Genomic DNA, 23,773 nt, shown 5'->3' on the forward strand with positions numbered 1-23,773 from the left:
TTAAGGTAGTGGGGTGAATGAATTGTCCAAGACAATCGCGATAACGAATCAAAAAGGCGGCGTAGGGAAGACAACAACATCTGTCAATTTGGGTGCTTGTTTGGCTTCGCTCGGCAAAAAAGTACTGCTGGTGGACATCGACCCTCAGGGTAATACGACGAGTGGGATTGGGGTCAATAAAGCAGATGTGGAATACTGTATTTATGACGTCCTAATTAATGATATTCACCCGAAAGACGCTACAGTTGCTACTAAAATTCCGAATTTGAACATTATTCCGGCCACTATCCAATTGGCGGGCGCCGAAATTGAATTGGTTCCAACGATATCGCGTGAAGTTCGGTTGAAAAAATCGCTTCAGCTTGTCGAGCATATGTACGATTATATCCTCATCGATTGTCCTCCGTCGTTAGGGATTTTGACCATTAACTCACTGACGGCTTCCGATTCCGTGATTATTCCGATCCAGTGCGAGTATTATGCGCTTGAAGGATTAAGTCAGCTGTTGAATACAGTCAGACTTGTGCAGAAGCATTTAAACACATCACTGCAAATTGAAGGCGTTCTCCTAACGATGTTTGACGCCCGTACAAACCTAGGTATCCAGGTCATTGAAGAAGTGAAGAAATATTTTCAGCAAAAAGTGTATCAAACGATTATACCGCGTAATGTCCGACTTAGCGAAGCGCCGAGCCATGGACAATCCATTATTACTTATGACCCGCGGTCTAAAGGTGCGGAAGTATACTTAGAGCTTGCAAAGGAAGTGATTAGTCTTGAGCAAACGACTAGGTAAAGGTCTCGGAGCGCTTATTCCGGAGCTGGAGATCGGGGAAGAGGACAAGGTCATTGAAATCCCTTTGAATCAGCTGCGGGCGAATCCATACCAACCTCGTAAACATTTTAACGAAGACGGTATTCAAGAGCTGGCTTCTTCCATCAAGGAACATGGCGTTATTCAGCCGATCATTGTTCGTACGGTTTTAAAAGGATACGAGATTATTGCCGGGGAGAGAAGATTCCGCGCTTCTCAGGCAAGCGGTTTAGCAACTATTCCGGCGGTTGTGAAAAAGCTTAGCGATCAGCAGGTTATGGAAATTGCATTGATCGAAAACGTTCAGCGGGAAGATTTGAATGCGATGGAGATTGCAATCGCTTATCAAGCCATCATAGATCAGTTTTCATTAACGCAAGAAGAGTTGTCTGTAAAAGTAGGCAAGAGCCGTTCTCATATCGCGAACTTTCTGCGTCTTCTTCATTTGCCTGAATCCATCAAGCAATATGTTTCACGTGGAACACTGTCCATGGGACATGCCCGCGCGATTGTAGGGGTTAAGGATGACAAGGTGAAGAAAGAGCTGACGGATGCTTGTATTAACGGTCAATGGAGCGTTCGCCAGTTGGAGGAAGAGATTAAGCGGCGTGAAGAGCTTGCTTCCGAAGACAAGGAAAAACCGAAGGTGAAAGACAAGAAGAAAGATCCTTATCTTCATCAGGCGGAAGAACAACTTCAGGATCATTATCGTACGACGGTCCGGATCAAGCATCAAAATTATAAAGGACGAATCGAACTGATGTATTACTCCAAAGATGATTTGGAAAGATTGCTGGAAATGCTTCAAGGGCAGATTTCCTGATTGTTTATCTAACTAAACCATACATAGCATACAAATCTTTGGCTTTCTGTCCGTAAAGAAAGTGAGAGAAGGTATGCTATCTTTGTGAGGAGGGGCCGGCAGTGACGAAGCCGTTTTTATATTTCGATAATGCCGCTTCCTCGTGGCCAAAACCGCCGCAGGTCGGAGAGGCTGTGCTGCGCTGCATCAACGAGTATGCGGCTAATCCCGGCAGAGGCAGTCATGCCATGGCTGTACAGGCAAGCCGGGTTGTGTTCGAAGCACGCAAGCACGCAGCAAAGCTGTTCGGTTTTAAAAATCCAAATGATCTTGCATTCGGTTCCAACACAACGGAAGCCCTCAATTTGGCTATCAAAGGCCATGTGAAAGAGGGAGAGCATGTTATCTGTACGGCAGTAGAGCATAACTCCGTCCGAAGACCCCTTGAATATTTGAGGCGTACCAAAAACGTGCAGGTCACCTATCTGGAAACCGATGAATTCGGGAGAATAAACATAGAGGCCTTAAAGGAAAATATTCAAAGCAACACTTCGCTTGTCGTTATCAACCATAGCTCCAATTTGCTCGGAAGCATCCTGCCTGTCGCTGATATTGGGCAGCTCTGCAAAGAGAAGGGGATATGCTTGCTCGTAGATGCCGCTCAGACGGCCGGAATTCTTCCTATTCACGTGGAGCAGATGGGGATCGACATGTTGGCGTTTCCGGGCCATAAAGGTCTCCTGGGGCCTCAAGGGACGGGAGGCCTGTATATCCATCCCCGGCTCGATCTGGAGCCTCTTATGCACGGCGGAACAGGCAGCCAGTCGGAAGCGATCGACCAGCCTTCCGTAAGACCGGACAGGTACGAAGCGGGCACGCCGAATACCCCGGGATTAGCCGGGTTAAGCGAAGGCCTGAAGTTTGTCCTGCAGACGGGTGTGGAGAACATTCACGCGAAGGAGTGGCGGCAAACTCAGCGGATCATGGAAGCGCTCCGTGATGTGCCGGATCTTCGGCTTCTCGGTCCCGCAATAGGTGAAGAGCGGACGGGTATCGTATCCTTCGTCCTGGAGCACATGGACGCGTCCGAGGTGGCGTTCATCCTGGACCAGCATTACGGCATCGCGGTCAGAGCCGGCTATCACTGCACGCCGCTTGCGCATGAAACCGCAGGCACAGGTAAAACCGGTGCCGTCCGGGCAAGTGTCAGCTATTTTACGACAGATGAAGAAGTGGATGCTCTAATTGAAGCGGTCAAAGAAATAGCGGACTCCGTTATTTTATAAGCAGGAACGCGCAGCCGACTGGAATGAACAAGAAACAGCGAGACAAGATAGCAGAGGGGAAGAAGGACATGGGTGAAAACAACATCGGGCTGCCGGTTGAACCGATTTTATCGGTTCTTTGTTTGCTTGTCTTGTTGCTGTTAATCGGAATGCTTGCGTTGTGGATTAAACTGGGCAAGCTTCGCAAACAATATAAGAAAGTCATGAATGGCGCCGGAGAGGTTAATATCGAACAGCTGCTTGTTCACATGCAGCAGCAGATTGAGGATCAGATCATCCTGCAGGGAGATACGGCGGACCGGCTGAACCGGATCAGCCAATCCATGAAACGGATGAAATCCAAGGTCGGCATTCACCGCTATAACGCCTTCTCGGACACGGGAAGTCTTATGAGCTTCACGGTGGCTATTCTGGACGAGTATGAAGATGGGATTCTCATCACCGGCATTCACAGCAGGGAAGATACATACATCTATGCCAAACCGGTCGAGAAGGGCGGTTCTCCATACTCGCTTTCTCCCGAGGAGAAAGAAGCGATCAATCTGACGTTAGCGCAGAAGTAGGGGAAGATCGCCGGACGGAACAAAGCGCGTGATGGAGGGAGCCTGCGATAACGTCGGCCATATTCATCACCAGATTGAGGCGGGTATTTTGAAGCACGAAATACTCCATAAAACCGCCGACGTTTACAATACCGGTAACATGGATATCGCCAACCGACGGAAGTTCCTTATTTACGCCTGCTCCCGGCTTAAGCGGGCCATGCCCGACTTGTATAGAACCGACACTGGATACCTGACCGAGACAAGCGTCAATCGCCACGATGAAGGGATAGCGGTGGGCTGTCTCGACAGCCGTAATCGTATCCGACAAATTCATGGCGTGTACCGGCTCATCCAAGGTTCCGTACAGGGAGTAGGAAGCGCCGCTTCGTCTCTTTAAATTGCTGCCAACCAGGGGGCCTAGTGAATCGCCTGTGGAACGGTCCGTACCGACACAAACGATCACAATAGGTTGATAGGAGGGCAGCTTTTTTAGAATCTCGGAAAAGTATGCGGATAGAGCTGCAGGCGTGCTGCTGTCCGAATGAGAAAGTTTAATAGAAGCGGGCTGCTCGGCAGCCGGTTTCGCGGAAAAGCCGAATGGTTTCATTGAGGATCCCTCCGGGTTTGTCTTCTTAATCGTGGAAAAACGCTTTCGGCAGGCATTAGCTGGGCGCTTAGAAGTTTTTACTAGTATACGGAGAAAGTCGATAAAATATACGTAGTCGATAGAGAAGAAACTAGAGTGAAGAGAGGGATGAAGAATGGGGGAACGGCTGCTCATTGCATTCGACTCTACCCAGCAGGCGCTGCGGGCCGAAATGCTGCTCGAATACGCGGATATCGAAATCGACCTGTGCCCGACTCCCAAAGGCGTAACGGCGGGCTGTGCGCTTTCCATTCAATTTCCGGCAGAGGACTATACGGAAGTGCAGCGGATCATCGAGACGGAGAAGGTGGAAATCAGGGGCATTTATTTCAAAAAAGAATCCGAATATGTTAGGATGGAAAAGTAAGGGCGGTGACAAAATGACTAACATGGGAAGCAGACTGGCTGCCATTACGGGACTGCAAAATCCTGAAGAAACGGTGACCCATTTCGTGGATGATATCAAAAAATATTTGCTGGATTCCCAACAGCTGATCAAGTACGGAGCAACGATCGTTGAAATTATCGTTATATACGTACTCTCGCGTTTAATTATTAAAGTGGCCGACAAGCTTGTTAACCGGATGATGGAAACGAGGGAGAAGAGCCCTCTTAAGTTCGATCCGAGACGCACAGCTACAATCGGCAAGCTTATTCACAACATCATTTCTTATGTAGTCAATTTTATAACCATTCTGCTTATTCTGGCCCAAGTAGGCATTAATCTGGGACCTATTCTCGCCGGAGCGGGTGTGCTCGGACTGGCGATCGGTTTCGGAGCCCAAAGCTTGGTGAAGGATGTCATAACGGGGTTCTTCATTATTTTCGAGGATCAGTTTGCCGTAGGGGACGTTATTCAAGTCGATACGTTCCGGGGAACCGTAGAGCAAATCGGCATCCGGGTAACCCGGCTCCGCAGCTGGACAGGGGAAGTTCACTTTATTCCGAACGGGAATATCAAACAGGTTACGAACTATTCGATCAATAATTCGCTGGCGATCGTCGATATTTCGATTGCTTATGAATCGGATATCGATAAAACGATGGAAGTTCTGCAAAAAACCGTGGACCGGATGGCGGAAGGCAACGAAAATATCGTAAGTGAGCCGAAGGTACTCGGTGTCCAGTCTATGGGACAGTCGGAGATTGTTCTGAGGATTACAGCGGAGTGCAAACCGAATATGCAGGTGGATGTGCAGCGTAAAATGTTCGCGGAAGTGAAAAAGCAGCTGGATGCGCACGGAATCGAGATTCCGTGTCCGAAAACCGTGACCTATTTCAAAGGGGAAAGGGGAGCCGTGTAGCCTATGGAGAAGAAGCAGTACGAACTCGGGGATATCGTGCAGATGAAAAAACAGCATCCCTGCGGAACGAACGAAATGGAAATTATTCGTATGGGCATGGACATCCGGATCAAATGCGTAGGCTGCAAACACAGCGTGCTGGTGCCGCGCGCCAAGTTCGAAAGCAAACTGAAAAAGGTGCTCCGGTCCTCGGCAGACAAGGGAGTGGAACCATCCGAAAACGGAGTGTCAGGTTCTTGACGCTCCTTTTTTTCTTGACGAATTTCCCTCTTGCAGACTAACCACAGCTTGTGCTACAATAAAAAATGTTCTCGATACGGAAAGGTACCCAAGAGGCCCAAGGGGGCTGACTCGAAATCAGCTAGGCGGCGCAAGCCGTGCGTGGGTTCGAATCCCACTCTTTCCGCCATAACTTTACCAATGATAACCTCCTGCTTCGTTATGAAGCAGGAGGTTTTTGCATGCCATTGCGGTTGCAGCTTACATCGGCTTGCCGAAGCAGGCCCAAAGTTCGTTCTGCGAAGCGGCGGACTTCGTCCGCTTTCAGGCCGCCCCGCCGGTACGTCCCTGCCGTTCTTTCCGCACAACGGAGAAGCGGTCGATGACGTAACCGATAAGCGCCCAGGAAGCTACGGTAAGCACGTAGATCACGAACATTTTACCCATGGAGATCTCGTAGACATTCGTAAACATGGGAGCAAACCAGGCAGGAACGCTGAGGGAGTAGAAGAGCAGATACAGCGAGTCCTGGTCATGGCCGAAATAATGAATCAGACAGAGTAAAAGGCCGAAAACCGTCCCGTATAGTGTGAAGGATTTCTTCATAAAGGCAGAGCTCCTTTTTAGTGGTACAGCCGTTTCCATTTGCGGTTGTGATTTTTGGTGTCGGGAAACGAGTCACCTTTCTTCAAGTGAACGATTTCCGGGTTGTTGATCCCCATATGAAAGGCATTCTCGCCGATTTCGATGTAGCGCCCTTCGTTGGGCGCCTTGTCGCCAGGCACGAACTGCGTCTTCTCACCCATGCTTTTCACCTCCAAGCTTTTAATTACGGGGTTAGTATGTCCCTCGCTTAAGAAAGCATGTGCCGCGCAGGGAGCCTGCCGGTAAGCATACATTGGCAGTTCTGGCGGATGGACAGGTTGTGACTTGTAATGGGGAAAGCAATCTGCTATAGTATTTAGGTGCGAGTTTTGTAATTCAACTAATTCTCGCTCCTTGCTCCCGATCAGAATTGGGAGCCGCTTAGTCCAAAAGGAGGTGACAAGCATGCGCAAATACGAAGTGATGTATATCATTCGTACAGACATTGAACAAGAACAAGTTCAATCTACTGTAGAGAAGTTCCAAGGCATTATCACCAACGGTGGTGGCGAAATTACGAAGCACGACCTGATGGGTAAACGTCGCCTTGCGTATGAGATCAACAAGTTCCGTGACGGACACTATGTGCTCGTACATTTCAACGCAGAACCTGCAGTTGTAGCAGAGCTTGATCGTGTAATGAAGATTTCCGACGAAATCATTCGCTACCTGATCGTTAAAGACGTAGCTTAATCAGCGTGTTAAGTAAGGAAGCATCGGAGGGATGAACGTTGTTAAACCGTGTAATTCTTATCGGCAGACTGACAAGAGATCCTGAGCTGCGTTACACACCTGCGGGTGTGGCCGTAACCCAATTTACACTGGCGGTGGATCGGCCGTTCGTAAGTTCGCAATCGAAGGAACGGGAAGCCGATTTCATACCTGTCGTGACTTGGAGACAGCTTGCGGAAACTTGCGCCAACTATCTTCGCAAAGGCCGTTTGGCGGCTGTGGAAGGACGCATGCAGGTACGCTCTTACGACAATAACGAGGGACGTAAAGTTTACGTAACCGAGGTCATTGCCGATAATGTGCGCTTCCTGGAATCTGCTAATTCCGCTAACCGTGAAGAGGGTTCTTACTCCGGCGGTTCAGGCGGTGGATATGGCGGCGGCGGAAGCGGCAGCGGCCGAAATACGCGGGATCAACAGCAGGATCCTTTCCTCGACGACGGGAAACCGATCGACATATCCGATGATGATTTGCCATTCTAAGTAGAAAGGACTGACTCAAATGAGCGAACAACAAACAAGCAGCCGTCCGCAACGTTCGGAAGGCGGTGATCGTCCGGAGCGTTCGGAGCGTAAATTCACTCCACGCCGCGGTAAAGGCGGTAAGCGCCGTAAAGTTTGCTACTTCACAGCAAACAAGATCACTCATATCGATTACAAAGATATCGAGACCCTTAAGAAATTTATCTCCGAAAGAGGTAAAATCTTGCCTCGTCGTGTAACAGGTACTTCCGCGAAGTATCAGCGTATGCTGACAACAGCAATCAAGCGCTCGCGCACAATTGCTTTGCTTCCATACACTACGGAGTAGTTTGTATAGAGGAGAAGACAGCCGGTTCTGCCGGCTGTCTTTTTTTATCCGTAAAAAAGACAACCGAGCTGGAAGCAGCGGCATCGGCAAGAATGATTCAACAAAAAAAGGATAGAACGAAGGAAGCCGGAGAGAAATTTCCGGTTTTTTTGCGTTCCGGAGGGGAACAGGGTTGTGGATAACCGCCAAAGTTAGACAGTCCACAGGAACTTTTATAGAATGGAGGTAGGACTTGGGGACATGTGGAAAACACGGTGACTAAATCCGGACGGAAAGTTATGCACATGTGGATAGAAAAGGGACGAAAGTTATCTACAAAACCGGGGAGTGTCGGATGATTTGAAAATCAGCAAACAAAACGCCGAGCATTACGTATGGGGAGACGGATGCGACGGCTGGTTTCTCCACAAAGGGGACGAGACGATTATTCACGAACGAATGCCTCCGGGAAAGAGCGAGGAGAGACATTTGCATGAGCGCGCGGCGCAGTTCTTTTTCATTTTAACGGGGCAGGTTGTGATGGAGATGGACGGCGAACGGCATGAACTGGGGCCTCAAGAAGGGCTTCGGATCGCGCCGGGAACCCCGCACTGTATTCATAACCGTTCGCATGATGCAGCGGAGTTTCTAGTTATCTCCAAACCGGGTACTAAAGGAGACCGAATCCCCCAGGCAGAACTCAAACCTGACTGAAATTTAACGTACCCGGAGCCCGTGAAGCGCCAAGTTCAGGAAACACAGCTCAAGCTGTTTTGTGGTATAATCGTGTATAAAGCTTGTAAGGGATAAGGGGAGGAGCGGGCGTTGTCCAATCGGGAAAGAGAGGTTGATCTCGCGAAGCGGGTCAAGGTCATTGAATGGCTCAAAACCGAGGTTGTCGATCAGGTAGCGCATCTGTTGAAAGGGATATGGGAAGGCAATCAAGCTAAAATTATAGATGGCCTTGCCAGTCTGATTTCCAGCGTATATATACTTGGCCGCCGGCTTGGGGTCTCTTTTCGAAGTTTAGATGAAGCAATCATGGATAAAATGAAAAAGCATAGAGAAGAGGGTCACCAGCTCGAGGATTGGTATGGAGATATCTCGGCACTGGAAGATCATCTTCGTAAGAGGTGAACGCGTTGACAAAGAAAAATTTGCAGTTCATCGGATGGGGTCTGCTGTATATACTCTTTCTGTTATCTTTTATGACGTCCTATTTGGTGATTACGGCCAGTTTCCTGATGATTCCGGTCTTGATTCTGTTCGTGAAGCTGGACGCCAAACGATTTACAGCTGTCTATCTGGGAATTCTCCTGGTTGTGAATTTATTGCTCGGGTGGACGGGATTCGTCGTCTTGGCCATTTCGCTATTCCTGCTGCCGCCGGTCATCGTAATCGGCACGCTTTATAAGAAGAAGGCGCCCGCACATCTGGTCATCACGTACGGTACGCTTACTTTTCTGGCCGAAATGCTGCTTACGCTCGTGATCGGGTTCCTGTTCAAATTGAATTTCATTAAGAAATTCAAAACGGTCATGCTGGATTACTTAAACAACATGCAGCCTGCCGTAAAGGGAATGCTGCCGACCCAGGGCGACATGCAGTGGTATGTGGATGTGCTCGTACAAATCATTCCGCTGGATATGATTCTGTTCTCGCTCTACTTTATCGGAGTTACTCATCTGATCGGACGCCGTCTGCTTAATCGCATGGGAGAAAACATCCCCGGCATGCCGCCTGTGAGAGAGTGGAAACTTCCGAAAGCGTTCGTCTGGATTTACCTCATCGCGTTCGCGGCGGATATGCTGTTCGTATCGGCGACCAATTCGCTGATGTCAGCTTTGCTTATCAATTTGCTGCCGCTGCTTATGTTCGCGTTCGCCATCCAAGCAATTTCGTTTCTTGCGTTCGTGGCCCATTATAAAGGTTGGGGTAAACTGCTGCCGGTGGTCGGCACGATTCTTCTGATCGTGTTTATGCCGTTTTTGCTTGTGCTCTACAGTTTACTCGGCGTGTTCGATGTGGCTTTTCCGTTGCGGGAAAGGCTCTTCAAATCTAGATAAGGGTCAGGGGAGAATAAATGCCGAAATTCTTGTCGAAACGATGGCATGGACAACATATGGTATGGACGTTTGCGCTGCTCGGCGCTTTAACGATCGTACTGTTTCTGTATGAATGGGTATTGGGTGTCGCTGCTCTGCTCGCCTCGGGACTTGTGCTGTACTTCTCGTGGAAGGCGGAGAGTGCTTTTCGTCACGATTTGAATGCTTATCTGGGCACCATCACGCACCGGGTCAAAAAATCCGCCGGCGACGTGATATCGGAGCTGCCGATCGGCATGATTCTATATAATGAAGAAAAAGAAATCGAATGGCACAATCCGTTCGTCGCCAAGCTCGCCAAAAAGGACTCCGTGATCGGGGATTCCCTGGAGGACGTGCTTCCAACCTGGAAGCCGGGCAAGGAGAAGGAAAAAGAAGAGACGCATGAAGTCGAGCAGGACGGCCAGGTGTACAAAATATGGCACCGTCCCGAAGAACGTCTTCTGTATATCCGCGATGTGACGGATTACGTCCGGCTCGTTCAGAAGCATGACGAGGAAAAAATCGCGATCGGCATCGTCCTGATGGATAACCTGGATGAAGTCACCCAGGGAATGGACGATCAGACGCGGAGCATCATGCTCGCCCGGGTAACCGGTGAAATCACGGAGTGGGCTCACCGGTACGGAGTGTATCTGCGCAGGACCTCATCCGACCGTTTCCTGATTCTGATGAATCAGAAGGCGCTGCGCGAGCTGGAGCAGAACCGCTTCGATATCCTCGATGAAGTGCGCGATCTCACGATGGAATACAAGCTCCCGCTCACGGTCAGCGTGGGGATCGCCTCCGGCATCGAGGAGCTCGAGGAACTCGGCCGGGTCGCTCAGACGAGCCTGGACATGTCTCTGGGCCGCGGAGGCGATCAGGTGACCGTCAAGGCGGGCCAGCGCATCTCGTTCTATGGCGGGCGCACCAACGCCGTAGAGAAGCGCACACGCGTGCGTGCCCGCGTGATCTCGCATGCGCTGAGAGATCTGATCAAGGAAAGCGACAAGGTCATCATCATGGGACACCGCTTTCCGGATATGGACTCCATCGGCGCGGCGATCGGCCTGCTGAAGGCCGTGCAGATCAGCAACAAAGAAGGCTACATTGTGCTGGAAGGCATCAATCCTTCGATCGAGAAGCTGATGGCGATGATCGAAGAGGACGAGAAGCTGAACCGGTGGTTCATCACACCGGCGCAGGCGATGCAGATCACGACGCAGCGCACGCTGGCCGTCGTGCTGGATACTCACCGAGCTTCGATGGTCGCCGAGCCGAGGCTGTTTAACCTGACACACCGTGTCATGGTCGTGGATCATCACCGCCGCAGCGAAGAGTTTTTCCACGATGCCGTGCTCGTGTACATGGAGCCGTACGCATCTTCGACCTGTGAGCTGGTAACGGAGCTGCTCCAGTACTTCAACGAGAAGATGTCGCTGGACGCGCTGGAGGCCACCGTGCTGCTTGCCGGGATCGTGGTCGACACGAAGCAGTTCAGTCTCCGTACGGGCTCCCGTACGTTCGAAGCGGCTTCTTTCCTGAGACGGAACGGAGCGGACCCGACTCTCATTCAGAAGATGCTGAAGGAAGATCTTCAAGCCTATATCGAGAAAGCGGAGATTATGAGGCATACGGAAATGATGTATGATCATATTGCTCTGGCGGTCGGCGAACAGAATCACAAATATTCTCAGTTGATGATTGCCCAGGTGGCTGATACCTTATTAAATATGACCGGCGTTTTCGCCTCCTTCGTCATCTGTGAACGGCCGGACGGTTTAACCGGCATCAGCGCGCGCTCGCTTGGCGCGATGAACGTTCAAATCGTGATGGAACGGATGGGCGGCGGCGGCCACCTGACGAATGCAGCGACCCAGCTTGAGCTGACTCCGCAGGAAGCGGCGGCGAAGCTGAAACAAATATTGCAAGAGATAGAGGAAGAGGAGGGGCTTTTCGAATGAAAGTCGTATTTCTGAAGGACGTTAAAGGGCAAGGCAAAAAAGGGGAAATTAAAGAGGTATCCGAGGGCTACGCAACGAATTTCCTGATCCCCCGCGGGTTGGCCGCAGCAGGAACGAACGGGGCGGTTAAGCAGGTTGACCAGCAGAAGAAAGCCGAACAGAAGCGTAAAGATCAGGAGAAAGAAGACGCGGAAGTTCTGGCAGGCAAGCTGAACGAAACAACGGTGACTATCAAGACGAAAGCCGGCGAAGGCGGCCGTTTGTTCGGGGCTATCACAAGCAAGCAGATTGCGGAGCAACTGGAGAAAGCCGGCTATAAGATCGATAAGCGTAAAATTTTGCTGAACGATCCTATCCGCTCCCTGGGCGTAACGAAAGTGCCCGTCAAGCTGCATACGGAAGTAACGGCTACGATCAGCGTGCAAGTGTCGGAAGAATAGACGGTGTTATTATTCCTTCTAAGTTTGGACAGGATAGAAACTAACAATAGAACAGGTGAAGGTTCATGAACGAAGAAATGTTCATGGGACGTGTTCTGCCGCAAAATATAGAAGCCGAACAGGCCGTTCTTGGCGCCATCCTGCTGGACAGCGACTCGCTGATCACGGCGATGGAGCGGATGAGTCCGGACGATTTCTACCGTCCGGCCCATCAGCACATCTTCGAAGCGATGATCGAGCTGGCGGAGGAAGACGAGCCGGTCGATCTTGTGACGCTGACCGCCCGGCTGCAGAACAAGCAGCAGCTGGAGGAAATCGGCGGCGTCGCCTATTTGTCGGAGCTGGCCAATGCCGTTCCGACGGCAGCGAATATTGACTACTACGGGCAAATCGTAGAAGAGAAATCGCTGCTCCGGAGGCTCATCCGGACCGCTTCGCAGATCGTATCGGACGGCTACGCGAGCGCCGACGATGTGGGCATGATGCTCAACGATGCGGAAGCCCGCATTCTCGAAATTTCGCAGCGCCGGGCTTCCAACGGCTTCATCTCCATCCGGGACGTTCTGATGGAAGTCTTCGAGCGGGTGGAGTTTCTTTATTCCCATAAAGGCGGCTCCACCGGGATTCCGTCGGGTTTCAACGATCTCGACAAAATGACGTCCGGCTTCCAGCGCTCCGACTTAATCATTGTGGCGGCCCGTCCTTCCGTCGGTAAGACGGCATTTGCCCTTAACATCGCACAGAATGTCGGCGTCAGGGCGAAGGAAACCGTCGCGATCTTCTCGCTCGAGATGGGCGCCGCTCAGCTTGTGCAGCGTATGATCTGCGCGGAAGCCAACGTCGACGCAACCCGCCTCAGATCCGGCTTCCTCGAAGGCGATGACTGGGAGAAGCTGACGATGGCGATCGGTTCGCTTTCCGAAGCGGACATCTACATCGACGATTCGCCTTCCGTCACGGTAGCGGACATCCGGGCGAAGTGCCGCCGTCTCAAGCAGGAGAAGGGGCTAGGCATGATCCTGATCGACTACCTGCAGCTTATCCAGGGCAGGGGCAAGGGAGACAACCGTCAGCAGGAGGTCTCCGAGATCTCCCGTACGCTCAAACAGATCGCGCGTGAGCTGAACGTGCCGGTCATCGCGCTCTCCCAGCTCAGCCGGGGTGTGGAGCAGCGTCAGGATAAGCGTCCGATGATGTCCGACCTTCGGGAATCCGGTTCGATCGAGCAGGATGCCGACATCGTGGCGTTCCTGTACAGGGACGATTACTACGACAAGGAATCCGAGAAAAAGAACATCATCGAGATCATTATCGCCAAGCAGCGTAACGGCCCGGTCGGCACGGTAGAACTGGCGTTTCTCAAAAACTTTAATAAATTCGTCAACATGGATCGCGCTCATCAGGAGATGCAGACAGGTTGACTGAAATATCCGAACAATCATACTAGAGATAGTATGATTGTTCGCGTTTTGTTGACTTTGCTTCATGCGGTCTGCTACACTAAAGTGGTGTGTAAAAGAAGTAAGCAAAATGAGTGGCGATGCAATTCGCCTAACGGAGGTAATACAGAATGTCAACAGTGGTTGTAGTCGGAACCCAATGGGGAGACGAAGGGAAAGGGAAAATCACGGACTATTTGGCGGAGTCCGCGGAAGTGGTCGCCCGCTACCAAGGCGGCAACAATGCCGGCCACACCATTCTGATCGGAGGCAAGAAGTACAAGCTGACGATGATACCGTCCGGTATTTTCAATCACGATAAAATGTGTGTCATCGGAAACGGCATGGTCATCAACCCGGCTGCTCTGGTAGACGAACTTCAATATATTCGCGATAACGGATTCTCGGTAGACAATTTGAAAATCAGCGACCGCGCCCATGTGATTATGCCTTATCATCTGCTTCTGGACGAACTGGAAGAAGACCGCAAAGGCGCTAACAAAATCGGCACGACCCGCAAAGGCATCGGCCCTTGCTACATGGATAAAGCGGCGCGTAACGGCATCCGTATCGCGGACCTGATGGACGCGGCAGAGTTCGAGCGCAAACTCCGCCATATCGTCGAAGACAAGAACACGCTGCTGAAGCAGGTGTACGGACGCGACGGTCTGGATGCGGACGCGATTCTGAAAGAATACCTCGGTTACGCCGAGCAGCTCCGCATGTTCGTAACGGACACGTCCGTGGTTCTGAACGATGCGATTGACGCCGGCAAGCGCGTTCTGTTCGAAGGCGCGCAGGGCGTTATGCTCGACATCGACCAAGGCACGTACCCGTTCGTGACGTCGTCCAATCCGACGGCCGGCGGCGTATGTATCGGTTCCGGCGTAGGCCCGACGAAGATCAACCAGATCATCGGCGTAGCGAAAGCCTACACGACCCGTGTCGGCGACGGTCCATTCCCGACGGAGCTGAGCGATGCCATCGGCGACCAAATCCGCGAAACGGGCCACGAATACGGCACCGTTACCGGACGTCCGCGCCGCGTCGGCTGGTTCGACAGCGTCGTGGTCCGTCACGCCCGCCGCGTGAGCGGCATCACCGGCCTGTCCCTGAACTCCATCGACGTGCTGACAGGCCTGGAGACGGTTAAGATTTGCACAGGCTACAAGTACAAAGGCGAGATCATCGAGCACTATCCGGCGAGCCTTAACATGCTATCCGAGTGCGAAGCGGTGTACGAAGAGCTTCCGGGCTGGAGCGAAGACGTCTCCAACGCGAAATCGCTCAGCGACCTGCCGGAAAATGCGCGTCATTACCTGGAGCGCGTTTCTCAGCTGACCGGTATTCCGCTGGCCATCTTCTCCGTCGGCCGTAACCGTGAGCAGACGAACCTGGTCCGCCCGGTTTACGCTTAATCGGTTCTTACAAGATCATATTGAGAGGACGATTTCTTAATCATCGTCCCTAAGACCTCACGCAACCGGACTTGCTTCCGTCTGCGCGGGGTCTTTTTTATTGTCCGGAAGGAAGGAATGGCAGGGGCCGGGTGACCACATTCATGCGACGCTGCGCCGCGCTTGGAGCTGCGCGCTGGAGGTTCTAAGGTTTTTTTGGGAAATAGCGGGTTGATCCGGGTCTAAACCGTCAATACTGGGCTTATAGAGAAACCAGAATAAACGAGAAGTTTCAAGGCGGTGGATGAACGAATGAAATGGTTGGGACGGTTAGGCAGGTGGACGGCCGGTGCGGTTGTGATGTCTTTTTTGTCCATTTTTACGACGTATGTGATTGTGACTACGATGGTAGATGAAGTGCTCAAGCAGTTTCAGCTGCCGCCGATAGGAAGCAAGCTTTCCTTCTCTCAGATTACCGGGAAGCTGGGCGAGCAGTTCGGTATAGGCGCGATAGGCAAGGGAGGCTCGGTTAACGACCGGGTGGAGCGCATAGCGGCTTCCTCGTCGAAGCCCAGCCCAAGCCCGAGTCCGACCCCGTCCGCAACCCCCGGAGGAGCGGAAAAGCCCGTGACGGGCAGTCTGGACGGCTCTGGGACGCCGTCACCGTCCTCTTCCCCGGTACAGGGAGGCGTCTCTTCGCCGGAGCCGAGCGGAATGCCGGATGCCGTCGCCGTAATGGGCGAGTTGAAGGAGGGGCAGGCAAGCCCTGATCCGAAGGATGCGCAGAAGCGGGACGTGGTCATGTCGACGGATGACTTTTCCAAGAAGAAGGACGCTCTGTCGAGCGGCGACAAGCAGAAAATCTTCTCCATTCTCGTCGCGAAGCTGCCTGCGGAAGAAGTTCAGAAGCTTTCCGCGATGGTGGAAGACGGCATTACAGCCGAGGAGCTGAAGGAAGTGGACAGCAAGCTGAAAAAATACCTGAATCCGGCCGAATATGAACAGCTTTCGGGGATTTTGAAAAAATATGGGGGCTGATTAAGCCCTTTTGAATCCCTTTCAATCCTGATTTTTGAGCTTCTTCCAAACCGTTCCTAATAGTGGCAACCCCCTGTTTTCTTGAAACCGCAAGAGAAGGTGTGGTAAATTATTAAGGAAGTTTTATGCGCTGGTAGAGTTGGAGATGATCGGCTGGGCCTATCATTCTCTTGCCACGTAAAGAAACATAGGGATAAGGAGAAGGATATGAAAGGTTTTAAAGCAGTAGATTGGGCCAGGAAGTTGTGGAATCAAAGCCGGGCTCAGTGGCATAGCTTGACCGGGAATAAAGCGGAACCTTCCACCGAACTTGCGGCTGATCCGGCAGGACGGGGAAAAGGGTTCTTCCTATATAGCGTCAGTTCCATAGCAATAATCGGATTTTTAACCGTTAGCGGTCAGCAGTATGTCAAAGCGAATCTCGCGGACATTTACCCGGTCAAAGTCGGTCAGGAGACACTCGGTTACATCAGTTCGAAGGAAATTTTGCAGGAGTACAAACAAGAACGTGAAGAAAAGCTGGAAAAGCAGTATCCGGATGTACATATGGCATTACCCGACATCGAAGAACCCAAACCGGAGAAAGCTTTCATGAAGAAAACGGACGATCAGCAGGTGCTCGCGCTGCTTGACGAGAAGCTGAAGCCTGTCGCATCCGGTGTAGAACTGGTTATCGAAGGCAAAACGTATGCGATCGTCAAAGATCAGGCCACGGCCGATCGGGTGCTGGCGGAGATCAAGAAGCCTTTCGAGCAGAAGGAAAAGGAAAGCAAGGTCGCCGTTCTGTCGGCGGACGGCAGTCCTTCTGCGGCACCGGCCACGGTCGAGAAGGTGGAATTCGTCCAGCAGGTCAAAACGGAGGAAGCCGTCGATATCCAGCCTCAGGATGTGATGAAGCCGGAGGAGCTGATCGCCAAAATCAAGACGGGCGGCGTACAGCCGACGAAGTATACGGTGGTAGCCGGAGATTGTGTGGGCTGCATCGCCCAGAAGCTGAACATCCCGAAGCAGGTGATTTACGACAAGAATCCTTGGATTCATGACGATATGATCCGCGAAGGCGATGTGCTCGACCTTACGGTCATTCAGCCGGCTCTGTCCGTCAAGACGGTCGAGAAGATGGTGGAGAACGAGGAGGTCCACTTCGAAACCGAAGTCGAAACGGATCCGACGATGAAAGAAGGCATTGTGGAGACGATCTCTCCGGGCAAGAACGGATTGAAACAGGTCACGTATGAGCTGACGAAGATCAACGGCCAACTGACGGACGAGAAAATCGTCGGAGAAGACATCGTTGAACAGCCGATAACGGAGAAAGTAAGAAAAGGCACCAAGGTTGTAAAAGGGGAAGGCACAGGGACATTCGCATGGCCGGTTCTTTCACAATCCATCACCTCTACGTTCGGTACACGTTGGGGCAAGATGCACAAAGGCATCGACATTGTAGGCAATCACACGATCATGGCGGCGGACAACGGGAAAGTGGTGTCGGCCGGTTATAAATCGGATTACGGCAATTATGTTCTTATCGATCATATGAACGGGTACGAAACGATGTATGCTCACATGAGCAAGGTAGAAACCACTGCCGGCACCATCGTGGAAAAAGGAGAGCAGATCGGGATCATGGGGAGCACGGGCGACTCGACCGGCGTTCATCTTCACTTCGAGATCCACAAAGGCGGCAGCCTGGAAAATCCGCTGAAATATTTGAACCGGTAAATCGCGATGCGAATCGCCTATCATAGACGCAAGTTTTTTGAGAGAGATGTGGCCTCCCGGGCGGGGGGGCTATGTCTCTTTTTGCGTACAGGTATGTTACAATAAAAGGGTATGGTTTTCTAGGTGAAGGACAGGTGATGAGAGAGACATGTTCGGCACAAATGGCAAAATACTCGTGGTCGACGACGAACAACCGATTGCAGATATATTGAAGTTTAATTTGGAAAAAGAGGGCTACCAGGTCGTCTGCGCTTATGACGGCGGAGCGGCGGTGGAGCTGGCTTTTTCGGAGCGGCCGGATCTTATTCTCCTCGATCTGATGCTGCCGGTCAAAGACGGGATGGACGTGTGCCGGGAAATCCGCGCCAGGCTGAATACGCCTATTATCATGTTAACGGCGAAGGACACGGAGCTGGATAAAGTGCTCGGTCTGGAGATGGGGGCGGACGACTATGTGACGAAGCCTTTCGGCAACCGGGAACTGCTTGCCCGCGTCAAAGCGCATTTGCGCCGCCAAAGCAAAACCACGCCGCTCGGACAAGCGGACCCGGAACCGGAGGAAGCCAACGGAATCCGGCTTCACGGGCTCTTTATCGACAGCGACATGTATGTCGTCTACCGGGACGGAGAACCGCTGGATTTGACCCACAGGGAGTTCGAGCTGATCCACTATATGGCGAAGCATCCCGGCAAGGTAATGACGCGCGAGCATCTGCTCCAGGCCGTATGGGGCTATGACTATTACGGCGATGTCCGGACGGTGGACGTCACGATCCGGCGTCTGCGCGAGAAGCTGGAGGCCGATCCGAGCAAACCGGAGTATATCGTGACCCGGAGAGGGCTCGGTTACATGATGCGGGGAACGAAAAACGGAGGCTTCTGAGATGAAGGTAATCCGGTTTTTCCAATCCATCCAGGCGAAGCTGATTATTATTTACGTCCTTCTGATCCTGATCGCGATGCAGCTGATTGCGGCTTATTTCTATCAGACGCTCGACAGCCATTATAAGAATGAATTCCGCGATTCCATCAATAGCCAGGCTACGCTGATTGCGGGGCTGGTGGAAAGCCAGTATTTGAACGAGCCGAGAAACAGCGATACGAAGAACTTGTCGGAAGAGCTGACCTACTTCGTTAACAGCCTGTTCGCGCCGGGAAATACGGAAATACAGATTATCGACGCCGGCGGGGTTGTTCTCAGCACGTCGCTGGAAGCCAATAAACAGATTGTGAATCAGAAAACGACGAAGACGGAAGTGACCCGCGCCCTTCAGGGAATCCGGGATAACGACCGCATGTTCACGGACGTGGACAATACGCGCAAGTTCGCGACGGCCAAGCCGATCGGCAGCGGCGTCCGGGTGCTGGGCGCGGTGTACATCGTCTCCTCGATGGAGGATCTGTACAAAACGATGTCCAGCATCAACCGGATTCTCATCGTGGCGACGCTGATCGCCCTTGCGTTTACGGCCGGGCTGGGCGTCATTCTGTCCGGTACGATCACGAAGCCGATCAAGGAAATTACCCAGCAGGCGACGGCCGCCGCCGAGGGGAATTTCGACCAGAGCGTAAAAGTTTACGGCAAAGACGAGATCAGCCAGCTTGGCCATACGTTCAACTTCATGATGAACCGGCTCAAGGAAGCCATCTTCATCAATGAGGAAGAGAAGGAGAAGCTGGCCTCGATTCTGACGAATATGAACGACGGGGTGGTCGCCACCGACGAAGCGGGGCAGATTATCCTCATGAACCGCCGGGCGATGCAGATCCTCCAGGTGAAGGAGGAGCACTCCGCACAGCGGCACATTTCGGAACTGCTCGGCCTCACCCGCGAGGAGATCGACCAGTACGTGCACGGCGAGCGCAACACGACGCTGATCGATGTGCCTCTGCCGGATGACGAGGACGTGCAGACCGTGCGTGTGACGTTCACGACGATTCACCGCAGAGGCGATGGCGTAACCGGAGCGATTGCGGTGCTTCAGGACGTCACGGAGCAGGAGAAGCTCGAGCAGTCGCGCCGGGAGTTCGTCGCGAACGTGTCTCACGAGCTGCGGACGCCGCTGACGACGATCAAGAGCTACCTCGAGGCGCTGGAGGACGGCGCGATGGAAGACAAGCAGCTTGCTCCACGCTTCCTGAGCGTGACGCGCAACGAGACCGAGCGGATGATCCGGCTCGTGACGGATCTGCTCCACTTGTCGCGCCTGGATTCGAAGCAGGCGCTGCTCACGAAGGAGCAGACGGATATCGCCGACATGCTGGAGGAGGTAGCGGACCGCTTCTCCTTCCAGCTGCGGCAGAAGAGCATCCGGATCCGCATCGTGGCGGAGCCGGGAATCCGTCCGGTGGCGCTGGATCGCGACAAGATCGACCAGGTGCTGGACAACCTGGTCTCCAACGCGATCAAATATACGCCGGACGAGGGGGCTATCACCATCTATGCCCGGATGGCGGAGGGGGATCAGCTCGAAATCTCGGTGCAGGATACGGGCATCGGGATTCCGAAGAAGGATCAGCCGCGCATTTTCGACCGGTTCTACCGGGTCGATAAGGCGCGTTCCCGCAACATGGGCGGCACCGGCCTCGGGCTCTCGATTGCCCGGGAAATAGTAAAAGCCCATGGCGGCGCCATGTCTCTGGAGTCCGAGCCGGGGTCCGGCACGAAAGTCACCTTTATGCTGCCGGTCCTGCCGGAGGAGGAGAATGCGTCATGATAGAGAAGCTGAAGTCGGTCACGCTGACCGTACTGATTCTGCTGAGCCTGCTGCTCAGCTATCTGCTGGCGTACAGCACACCGAACTACGACCCGCTGCCTCCTTCCGAATATATTTCCAGCGAACTGGAAGGGACGAAAGCGAAGCTGGAAGATCTGCTGTTCCCGGATCAGATTGTGCTGCATTTCGGCAATCAGCAGCATACGGTCCTTTATCCGGATTCCACTTCGTATTCCACCATTTTCGAAAGCGTCAAACAGCGCAAAATGGAACGCTTCCGCAAAGTCACTATGAACCAGGAGCGGACGAACTGGGACGAAATCCGCGAGAAGCAGGAAGGCGTCGAGGTTCGCTTCCGGGACGGTCTTCCGCTGAGCGTGCTGCAGAATACGTTCCAGATCAAGGGGGATATCCCCGACGACACGGAGCTGATTACCCGGATCTGGATTTTCGCGAGCAGCGATAAAAAATCCGCCGCCACGTACCTGTTCACGGATTCCGCGAACACGGCTTTCGAAGTGCTCGGAGCGGATTTTACGGCGAAGGATGTAGAGAACTTCACGGCGATTGCCGGAACCAATCCTCCCTATGTGGCGGCTTCCGGCGGAGAGTTTTATTTACCGGTCAATCCCATTCCGGCGACTTCTTATGACTTCGGCTATAAGGAATTTCCCACGGAGCAGCTGAAAAGCAGCCTTTTCGCCGATCCTTCCCTGACGAGGAACCTCAAAGACCGGGACGGCTCGCAGATCTACACGGACGCGAAGCGGGGGCTGCAGATCAACCAGGAAAAGAAGTGGATGAAATATACCGATCCGCTTGCGGTAACGGACAGCAAGAACAGCATCAAGGAAAACCTCGATGCGGGGGTGCAGTTTATTAACCAGCACGGCGGCTGGAACGGGACTTATACGATCAGCAAGCCGCAGCAGCAGCACGCTTTTTCGAATCAGATGTTTGTGTTCCGGCAGGTGTACGATGCGTTCCCGATTCTGACCGAACAGAAGGAAGGATACGGGGCCATTCATATTACGCTGCAAAAAGGAGTCGTCTCCAACTATGAGCGCTCCGTCGTTTATTCCGATTTGAAAATCATCAATCAGCAGAAAACCGAGCTGATCGGCGGTGAAGCGCTGAACGCGAAGATTACGAATCATCCGAAGCGCTACAATATCGTGAACGTGTTCCCGGCTTACCGGCCGACGCTGGGCGTCAAAACCGTCAATCTGTCCCCCGTGTGGGCGATCGAATTTAAAGACGGGACTTACGAGTTTTTCCGCTGAGTTTTAGGAGGAGCTTGTAGGAGCTCAAGAATCCAATCAACAGATGAGGCGTTAACGTGACGCGAGTATCTACTATTTTTACGGGAAGGAGGCTGCGCAGTTGAACTGGGGAAGAGCCAAAACCATTCTGATTCTTTCGTTTTTCTTTCTGAATGTGGTGCTGGGGTATCTCGTATGGACGGGAAAAGCGAAGCAGACCGAGCTGGCGACGGATATGACGGGCGTGCTGGAGGAAACGAACAAGCTTTTGAAGGGAAAAAGCATTCAGCTCAGCCACGAGCTGCCCAAGGAAGCGCCGAAGCTCAAGGAAATCACGTTTAAGTTCGTGGAGTCTTACCAGCCTAACGTCACACTCAAGCTTCAGTACCCGTTCAAAATCGCCAGCCTCCTGAACCGGATTTCTCCGAAGGACGATTTGCCGAAAACCGACATTCCCAAACTGGACGCGTACAAGCACGACCCGATACTCAGCAAGAAAGGGATGTACGTGCTGAACCAGATGTATAACGAGTATCCGATGTTCGATGTTCAATTAAAACTCTATGAAACCGATGCACAAATTACCAGTTACCGGCAGGCGTATGTTGAAGTAGAATCAGGTGGAGAGGACAAGGAGCAGAAGGTGATTCCGGCTTATATTGCGGTGCGCAGTCTGGTTGAGAAGTTTCTGCTCGACGGTTCGGTAATTACGGATGTAAGGCTCGGTTACCATGGGCAATTGTTTGATTCCCAGACGCAATATATGGTGCCGAACTGGCGTGTCACGATTAATAACGGCGATATTTATTATGTGCATGCTTTTAACGGGGCGGTCGAAATGCAGTCGGCCTCGGCGGAAGATGCAGCTGCGGATACTAAAAAGTAATCCGGTCTTTCGGGACGGGATTTTACGATAGAGGAGTTAACGCTTATGGGTTTACGATTTACGGTGCTCTCCAGCGGATCGACGGGCAATGCGACCGTCATCTGCGACGGGGAAACGAAGCTGCTGGTAGACGCGGGACTCAGCGCCCGGAGAGTCGAACAGCTCATGAAGGAACGGGAGGTCAGCGGGGATCAGATCGACGCGATTCTGGTGACCCACGAGCATTCCGACCATATCAAGGGCCTTGGGGCCATTGCTCGGAAATATGATCTTCCCGTCTATGCCAACACCAAGACGTGGGAAGCGCTTGATAAACACATCGGGGCGATAGCGGAACCGAACCGCCGGATTATGGAGACGGGTACGGAAGAGTACTTCGGGAACATCCGGGTCGAATCTTACGGCATTTCCCATGATGCTGCGGAGCCGGTCGGATACTGCTTTCACTGCGGAGGCCAAAAGCTCGCCATGGCGACGGACCTGGGCTACATGAGCACGAAGGTCAAGGATGTCATCGGGGATTCGGACGCCATTATTCTAGAGGCGAATCACGACATCGAGATGCTGCGGATGGGGCGCTACCCGTGGAACATCAAACGCCGGATTCTGAGCGACCTCGGCCACTTGTCCAACGAAGCGGCCGGAGAAGCGCTGCTGGATATTATGACGGCCCGTACGAGAGCCGTATACATGGCGCATTTGAGCCAAAATCATAACCTGATGGATTTAGCCAGGCTTACGCTGAATAGTGTATTAGAAGACCGGGGCGTCTCCCTCAAGGAGCGCAATATCCGGCTGATGGACACGTATTTTGACCGTCCTACGAAATGGGAGGAGCTGGGTACGGACTGAAGCTGCTGTCGAGCTTGTCCATCCGGTTTTGAAGCTCCTGCGTGGTCAGTACGCCTTTGTCGATCAGAACATCGATGAGAGCGGTAAGAATGAGCGAATTGCGGTAATGGTCTTCCTTGAGATCGGCGAGCTTGCCGATGAGCTGGACTTCATCCAAGTGAGTGCGGATACGGTTATTCATGGAGGG

General features: G+C 52.5%; 28 protein-coding genes and 1 tRNA gene. 25 read left to right on the plus strand and 4 right to left on the minus strand.

Annotated elements, in window-relative coordinates; all coding sequences use genetic code 11:
* Positions 1-22 precede the first annotated feature (22 nt).
* From ABH899_RS14720 to ABH899_RS14735, 4 genes are all read left to right on the plus strand, one after another.
* The gene (locus tag ABH899_RS14720) at positions 23-796 is read left to right on the plus strand and encodes a ParA family protein (RefSeq protein WP_036739716.1); all 774 of its coding nucleotides are present in this window, start codon (positions 23-25) and stop codon (positions 794-796) included.
* Entirely contained in the window at positions 777-1,637 is an 861-nt protein-coding gene (locus tag ABH899_RS14725) for a ParB/RepB/Spo0J family partition protein (protein WP_009673433.1), read from the plus strand. The genes ABH899_RS14720 and ABH899_RS14725 overlap by 20 nt, the downstream gene beginning before the upstream one ends.
* 101 nt (positions 1,638-1,738) lie before the next feature.
* Positions 1,739-2,902, plus strand: a complete 1,164-nt coding sequence (locus ABH899_RS14730) for an aminotransferase class V-fold PLP-dependent enzyme (protein WP_369997481.1) — start codon at positions 1,739-1,741, stop codon at positions 2,900-2,902.
* Positions 2,903-2,970: 68 nt separating this feature from the next.
* Positions 2,971-3,465 (plus strand): DUF4446 family protein, encoded by a 495-nt coding sequence (locus tag ABH899_RS14735; RefSeq protein WP_256124131.1) that lies wholly within the window; start codon positions 2,971-2,973, stop codon positions 3,463-3,465.
* On the opposite strand, the gene yyaC is transcribed toward ABH899_RS14735, so the two are convergent.
* Positions 3,440-4,054, minus strand: coding sequence for a spore protease YyaC (gene yyaC, locus ABH899_RS14740; RefSeq protein ID WP_369997484.1), 615 nt, complete (start codon positions 4,052-4,054; stop codon positions 3,440-3,442). The genes ABH899_RS14735 and yyaC overlap by 26 nt on opposite strands.
* 154 nt (positions 4,055-4,208) lie before the next feature.
* Between yyaC and ABH899_RS14745 the strand changes: the two genes are divergently transcribed.
* From ABH899_RS14745 to ABH899_RS14760, 4 genes are all read left to right on the plus strand, one after another.
* Positions 4,209-4,460, plus strand: a complete 252-nt coding sequence (locus ABH899_RS14745) for a putative Se/S carrier protein (protein ID WP_369997487.1) — start codon at positions 4,209-4,211, stop codon at positions 4,458-4,460.
* A gap of 13 nt (positions 4,461-4,473) precedes the next feature.
* Entirely contained in the window at positions 4,474-5,397 is a 924-nt protein-coding gene (locus ABH899_RS14750; RefSeq protein ID WP_369997490.1) for a mechanosensitive ion channel family protein, read from the plus strand.
* A gap of 3 nt (positions 5,398-5,400) precedes the next feature.
* On the plus strand, positions 5,401-5,637 hold the full coding sequence (locus tag ABH899_RS14755) for a DUF951 domain-containing protein (protein ID WP_369997493.1): 237 nt from the start codon (positions 5,401-5,403) through the stop codon (positions 5,635-5,637).
* A gap of 78 nt (positions 5,638-5,715) precedes the next feature.
* Positions 5,716-5,806: transfer RNA gene (locus ABH899_RS14760), tRNA-Ser, on the plus strand.
* Positions 5,807-5,940: 134 nt separating this feature from the next.
* On the opposite strand, the gene ABH899_RS14765 is transcribed toward ABH899_RS14760, so the two are convergent.
* Entirely contained in the window at positions 5,941-6,222 is a 282-nt protein-coding gene (locus ABH899_RS14765; RefSeq protein ID WP_009673391.1) for a hypothetical protein, read from the minus strand.
* Between the two features lie 17 nt (positions 6,223-6,239).
* The gene (locus tag ABH899_RS14770; protein ID WP_009673434.1) at positions 6,240-6,422 is read right to left on the minus strand and encodes a YjzC family protein; all 183 of its coding nucleotides are present in this window, start codon (positions 6,420-6,422) and stop codon (positions 6,240-6,242) included.
* 244 nt (positions 6,423-6,666) lie between these two features.
* Here ABH899_RS14770 and rpsF point away from each other — a divergent pair, with 244 nt between their 5' ends.
* The 17 genes from rpsF (at position 6,667) to ABH899_RS14855 (ending at position 23,586) form a co-directional block, all read left to right on the plus strand.
* Positions 6,667-6,954, plus strand: coding sequence for a 30S ribosomal protein S6 (gene rpsF / locus ABH899_RS14775; protein ID WP_009673440.1), 288 nt, complete (start codon positions 6,667-6,669; stop codon positions 6,952-6,954).
* 38 nt (positions 6,955-6,992) lie between these two features.
* A complete protein-coding gene (gene ssb / locus ABH899_RS14780; protein WP_009673468.1) occupies positions 6,993-7,475 on the plus strand; it encodes a single-stranded DNA-binding protein in 483 nt (160 codons plus the stop codon).
* A 19-nt stretch (positions 7,476-7,494) separates the two neighbouring features.
* A complete protein-coding gene (gene rpsR / locus ABH899_RS14785) occupies positions 7,495-7,803 on the plus strand; it encodes a 30S ribosomal protein S18 (RefSeq protein WP_082211313.1) in 309 nt (102 codons plus the stop codon).
* Positions 7,804-8,142: 339 nt separating this feature from the next.
* Complete coding sequence (locus ABH899_RS14790) at positions 8,143-8,496, plus strand: cupin domain-containing protein (protein WP_369997497.1); 354 nt, start codon at positions 8,143-8,145, stop codon at positions 8,494-8,496.
* Between the two features lie 111 nt (positions 8,497-8,607).
* Positions 8,608-8,919, plus strand: coding sequence for a MazG-like family protein (locus ABH899_RS14795; RefSeq protein ID WP_217562979.1), 312 nt, complete (start codon positions 8,608-8,610; stop codon positions 8,917-8,919).
* Positions 8,916-9,848: a DUF2232 domain-containing protein gene (locus tag ABH899_RS14800; RefSeq protein ID WP_369997501.1), complete on the plus strand. Its 933-nt coding sequence runs from the start codon at positions 8,916-8,918 to the stop codon at positions 9,846-9,848. Before ABH899_RS14795 ends, ABH899_RS14800 begins: the two co-directional genes overlap by 4 nt.
* 17 nt (positions 9,849-9,865) lie before the next feature.
* The gene (locus tag ABH899_RS14805) at positions 9,866-11,833 is read left to right on the plus strand and encodes a DHH family phosphoesterase (protein WP_369997504.1); all 1,968 of its coding nucleotides are present in this window, start codon (positions 9,866-9,868) and stop codon (positions 11,831-11,833) included.
* On the plus strand, positions 11,830-12,273 hold the full coding sequence (gene rplI / locus ABH899_RS14810; RefSeq protein ID WP_009673400.1) for a 50S ribosomal protein L9: 444 nt from the start codon (positions 11,830-11,832) through the stop codon (positions 12,271-12,273). Before ABH899_RS14805 ends, rplI begins: the two co-directional genes overlap by 4 nt.
* Before the next feature lie 65 nt (positions 12,274-12,338).
* Entirely contained in the window at positions 12,339-13,694 is a 1,356-nt protein-coding gene (gene dnaB / locus ABH899_RS14815) for a replicative DNA helicase (RefSeq protein WP_009673460.1), read from the plus strand.
* Between the two features lie 149 nt (positions 13,695-13,843).
* Positions 13,844-15,130: an adenylosuccinate synthase gene (locus tag ABH899_RS14820; RefSeq protein WP_369997508.1), complete on the plus strand. Its 1,287-nt coding sequence runs from the start codon at positions 13,844-13,846 to the stop codon at positions 15,128-15,130.
* Between the two features lie 291 nt (positions 15,131-15,421).
* Positions 15,422-16,147, plus strand: a complete 726-nt coding sequence (locus tag ABH899_RS14825) for a hypothetical protein (RefSeq protein ID WP_009673419.1) — start codon at positions 15,422-15,424, stop codon at positions 16,145-16,147.
* A gap of 207 nt (positions 16,148-16,354) precedes the next feature.
* Positions 16,355-17,869, plus strand: coding sequence for a peptidoglycan DD-metalloendopeptidase family protein (locus tag ABH899_RS14830; protein ID WP_369997511.1), 1,515 nt, complete (start codon positions 16,355-16,357; stop codon positions 17,867-17,869).
* 148 nt (positions 17,870-18,017) lie between these two features.
* Positions 18,018-18,752: a response regulator YycF gene (gene yycF, locus ABH899_RS14835; RefSeq protein ID WP_369997513.1), complete on the plus strand. Its 735-nt coding sequence runs from the start codon at positions 18,018-18,020 to the stop codon at positions 18,750-18,752.
* Position 18,753: 1 nt separating this feature from the next.
* Positions 18,754-20,586: a cell wall metabolism sensor histidine kinase WalK gene (gene walK, locus ABH899_RS14840; RefSeq protein WP_009673424.1), complete on the plus strand. Its 1,833-nt coding sequence runs from the start codon at positions 18,754-18,756 to the stop codon at positions 20,584-20,586.
* Entirely contained in the window at positions 20,583-21,869 is a 1,287-nt protein-coding gene (locus ABH899_RS14845) for a YycH family regulatory protein (RefSeq protein WP_369997517.1), read from the plus strand. The genes walK and ABH899_RS14845 overlap by 4 nt, the downstream gene beginning before the upstream one ends.
* A 100-nt stretch (positions 21,870-21,969) precedes the next feature.
* A complete protein-coding gene (yycI, locus tag ABH899_RS14850) occupies positions 21,970-22,734 on the plus strand; it encodes a two-component system regulatory protein YycI (RefSeq protein ID WP_369997519.1) in 765 nt (254 codons plus the stop codon).
* 45 nt (positions 22,735-22,779) lie between these two features.
* Positions 22,780-23,586 (plus strand): MBL fold metallo-hydrolase, encoded by an 807-nt coding sequence (locus ABH899_RS14855; RefSeq protein WP_326050507.1) that lies wholly within the window; start codon positions 22,780-22,782, stop codon positions 23,584-23,586.
* Here ABH899_RS14855 and ABH899_RS14860 read toward each other — a convergent pair.
* Positions 23,555-23,767 (minus strand): hypothetical protein, encoded by a 213-nt coding sequence (locus ABH899_RS14860; RefSeq protein WP_103995373.1) that lies wholly within the window; start codon positions 23,765-23,767, stop codon positions 23,555-23,557. The two genes, ABH899_RS14855 and ABH899_RS14860, sit on opposite strands and share 32 nt — an antisense overlap.
* Between the last annotated feature and the right edge of the window lie 6 nt (positions 23,768-23,773).

This window comes from Paenibacillus sp. RC84, assembly GCF_041260495.1.
Lineage (GTDB): Bacteria > Bacillota > Bacilli > Paenibacillales > NBRC-103111 > Paenibacillus_F.

Excerpts from the sequence above, each read along its gene's own strand:
- ABH899_RS14735 (WP_256124131.1), top strand. The coding sequence starts at position 2,971 with ATGGGTGAAAACAACATCGGGCTGCCGGTTGAACCGATTTTATCGGTT.
- yyaC (WP_369997484.1), bottom strand. The coding sequence starts at position 4,054 with ATGAAACCATTCGGCTTTTCCGCGAAACCGGCTGCCGAGCAGCCCGCT.
- ABH899_RS14745 (WP_369997487.1), top strand. The coding sequence starts at position 4,209 with ATGGGGGAACGGCTGCTCATTGCATTCGACTCTACCCAGCAGGCGCTG.
- ABH899_RS14750 (WP_369997490.1), top strand. The coding sequence starts at position 4,474 with ATGACTAACATGGGAAGCAGACTGGCTGCCATTACGGGACTGCAAAAT.
- ABH899_RS14755 (WP_369997493.1), top strand. The coding sequence starts at position 5,401 with ATGGAGAAGAAGCAGTACGAACTCGGGGATATCGTGCAGATGAAAAAA.
- ABH899_RS14765 (WP_009673391.1), bottom strand. The coding sequence starts at position 6,222 with ATGAAGAAATCCTTCACACTATACGGGACGGTTTTCGGCCTTTTACTC.
- ABH899_RS14770 (WP_009673434.1), bottom strand. The coding sequence starts at position 6,422 with ATGGGTGAGAAGACGCAGTTCGTGCCTGGCGACAAGGCGCCCAACGAA.
- rpsF (WP_009673440.1), top strand. The coding sequence starts at position 6,667 with ATGCGCAAATACGAAGTGATGTATATCATTCGTACAGACATTGAACAA.
- rpsR (WP_082211313.1), top strand. The coding sequence starts at position 7,495 with ATGAGCGAACAACAAACAAGCAGCCGTCCGCAACGTTCGGAAGGCGGT.
- ABH899_RS14805 (WP_369997504.1), top strand. The coding sequence starts at position 9,866 with ATGCCGAAATTCTTGTCGAAACGATGGCATGGACAACATATGGTATGG.
- rplI (WP_009673400.1), top strand. The coding sequence starts at position 11,830 with ATGAAAGTCGTATTTCTGAAGGACGTTAAAGGGCAAGGCAAAAAAGGG.
- dnaB (WP_009673460.1), top strand. The coding sequence starts at position 12,339 with ATGAACGAAGAAATGTTCATGGGACGTGTTCTGCCGCAAAATATAGAA.
- ABH899_RS14820 (WP_369997508.1), top strand. The coding sequence starts at position 13,844 with ATGTCAACAGTGGTTGTAGTCGGAACCCAATGGGGAGACGAAGGGAAA.
- ABH899_RS14825 (WP_009673419.1), top strand. The coding sequence starts at position 15,422 with ATGAAATGGTTGGGACGGTTAGGCAGGTGGACGGCCGGTGCGGTTGTG.
- ABH899_RS14830 (WP_369997511.1), top strand. The coding sequence starts at position 16,355 with ATGAAAGGTTTTAAAGCAGTAGATTGGGCCAGGAAGTTGTGGAATCAA.
- yycF (WP_369997513.1), top strand. The coding sequence starts at position 18,018 with ATGTTCGGCACAAATGGCAAAATACTCGTGGTCGACGACGAACAACCG.
- walK (WP_009673424.1), top strand. The coding sequence starts at position 18,754 with ATGAAGGTAATCCGGTTTTTCCAATCCATCCAGGCGAAGCTGATTATT.
- ABH899_RS14845 (WP_369997517.1), top strand. The coding sequence starts at position 20,583 with ATGATAGAGAAGCTGAAGTCGGTCACGCTGACCGTACTGATTCTGCTG.
- ABH899_RS14855 (WP_326050507.1), top strand. The coding sequence starts at position 22,780 with ATGGGTTTACGATTTACGGTGCTCTCCAGCGGATCGACGGGCAATGCG.
- ABH899_RS14860 (WP_103995373.1), bottom strand. The coding sequence starts at position 23,767 with ATGAATAACCGTATCCGCACTCACTTGGATGAAGTCCAGCTCATCGGC.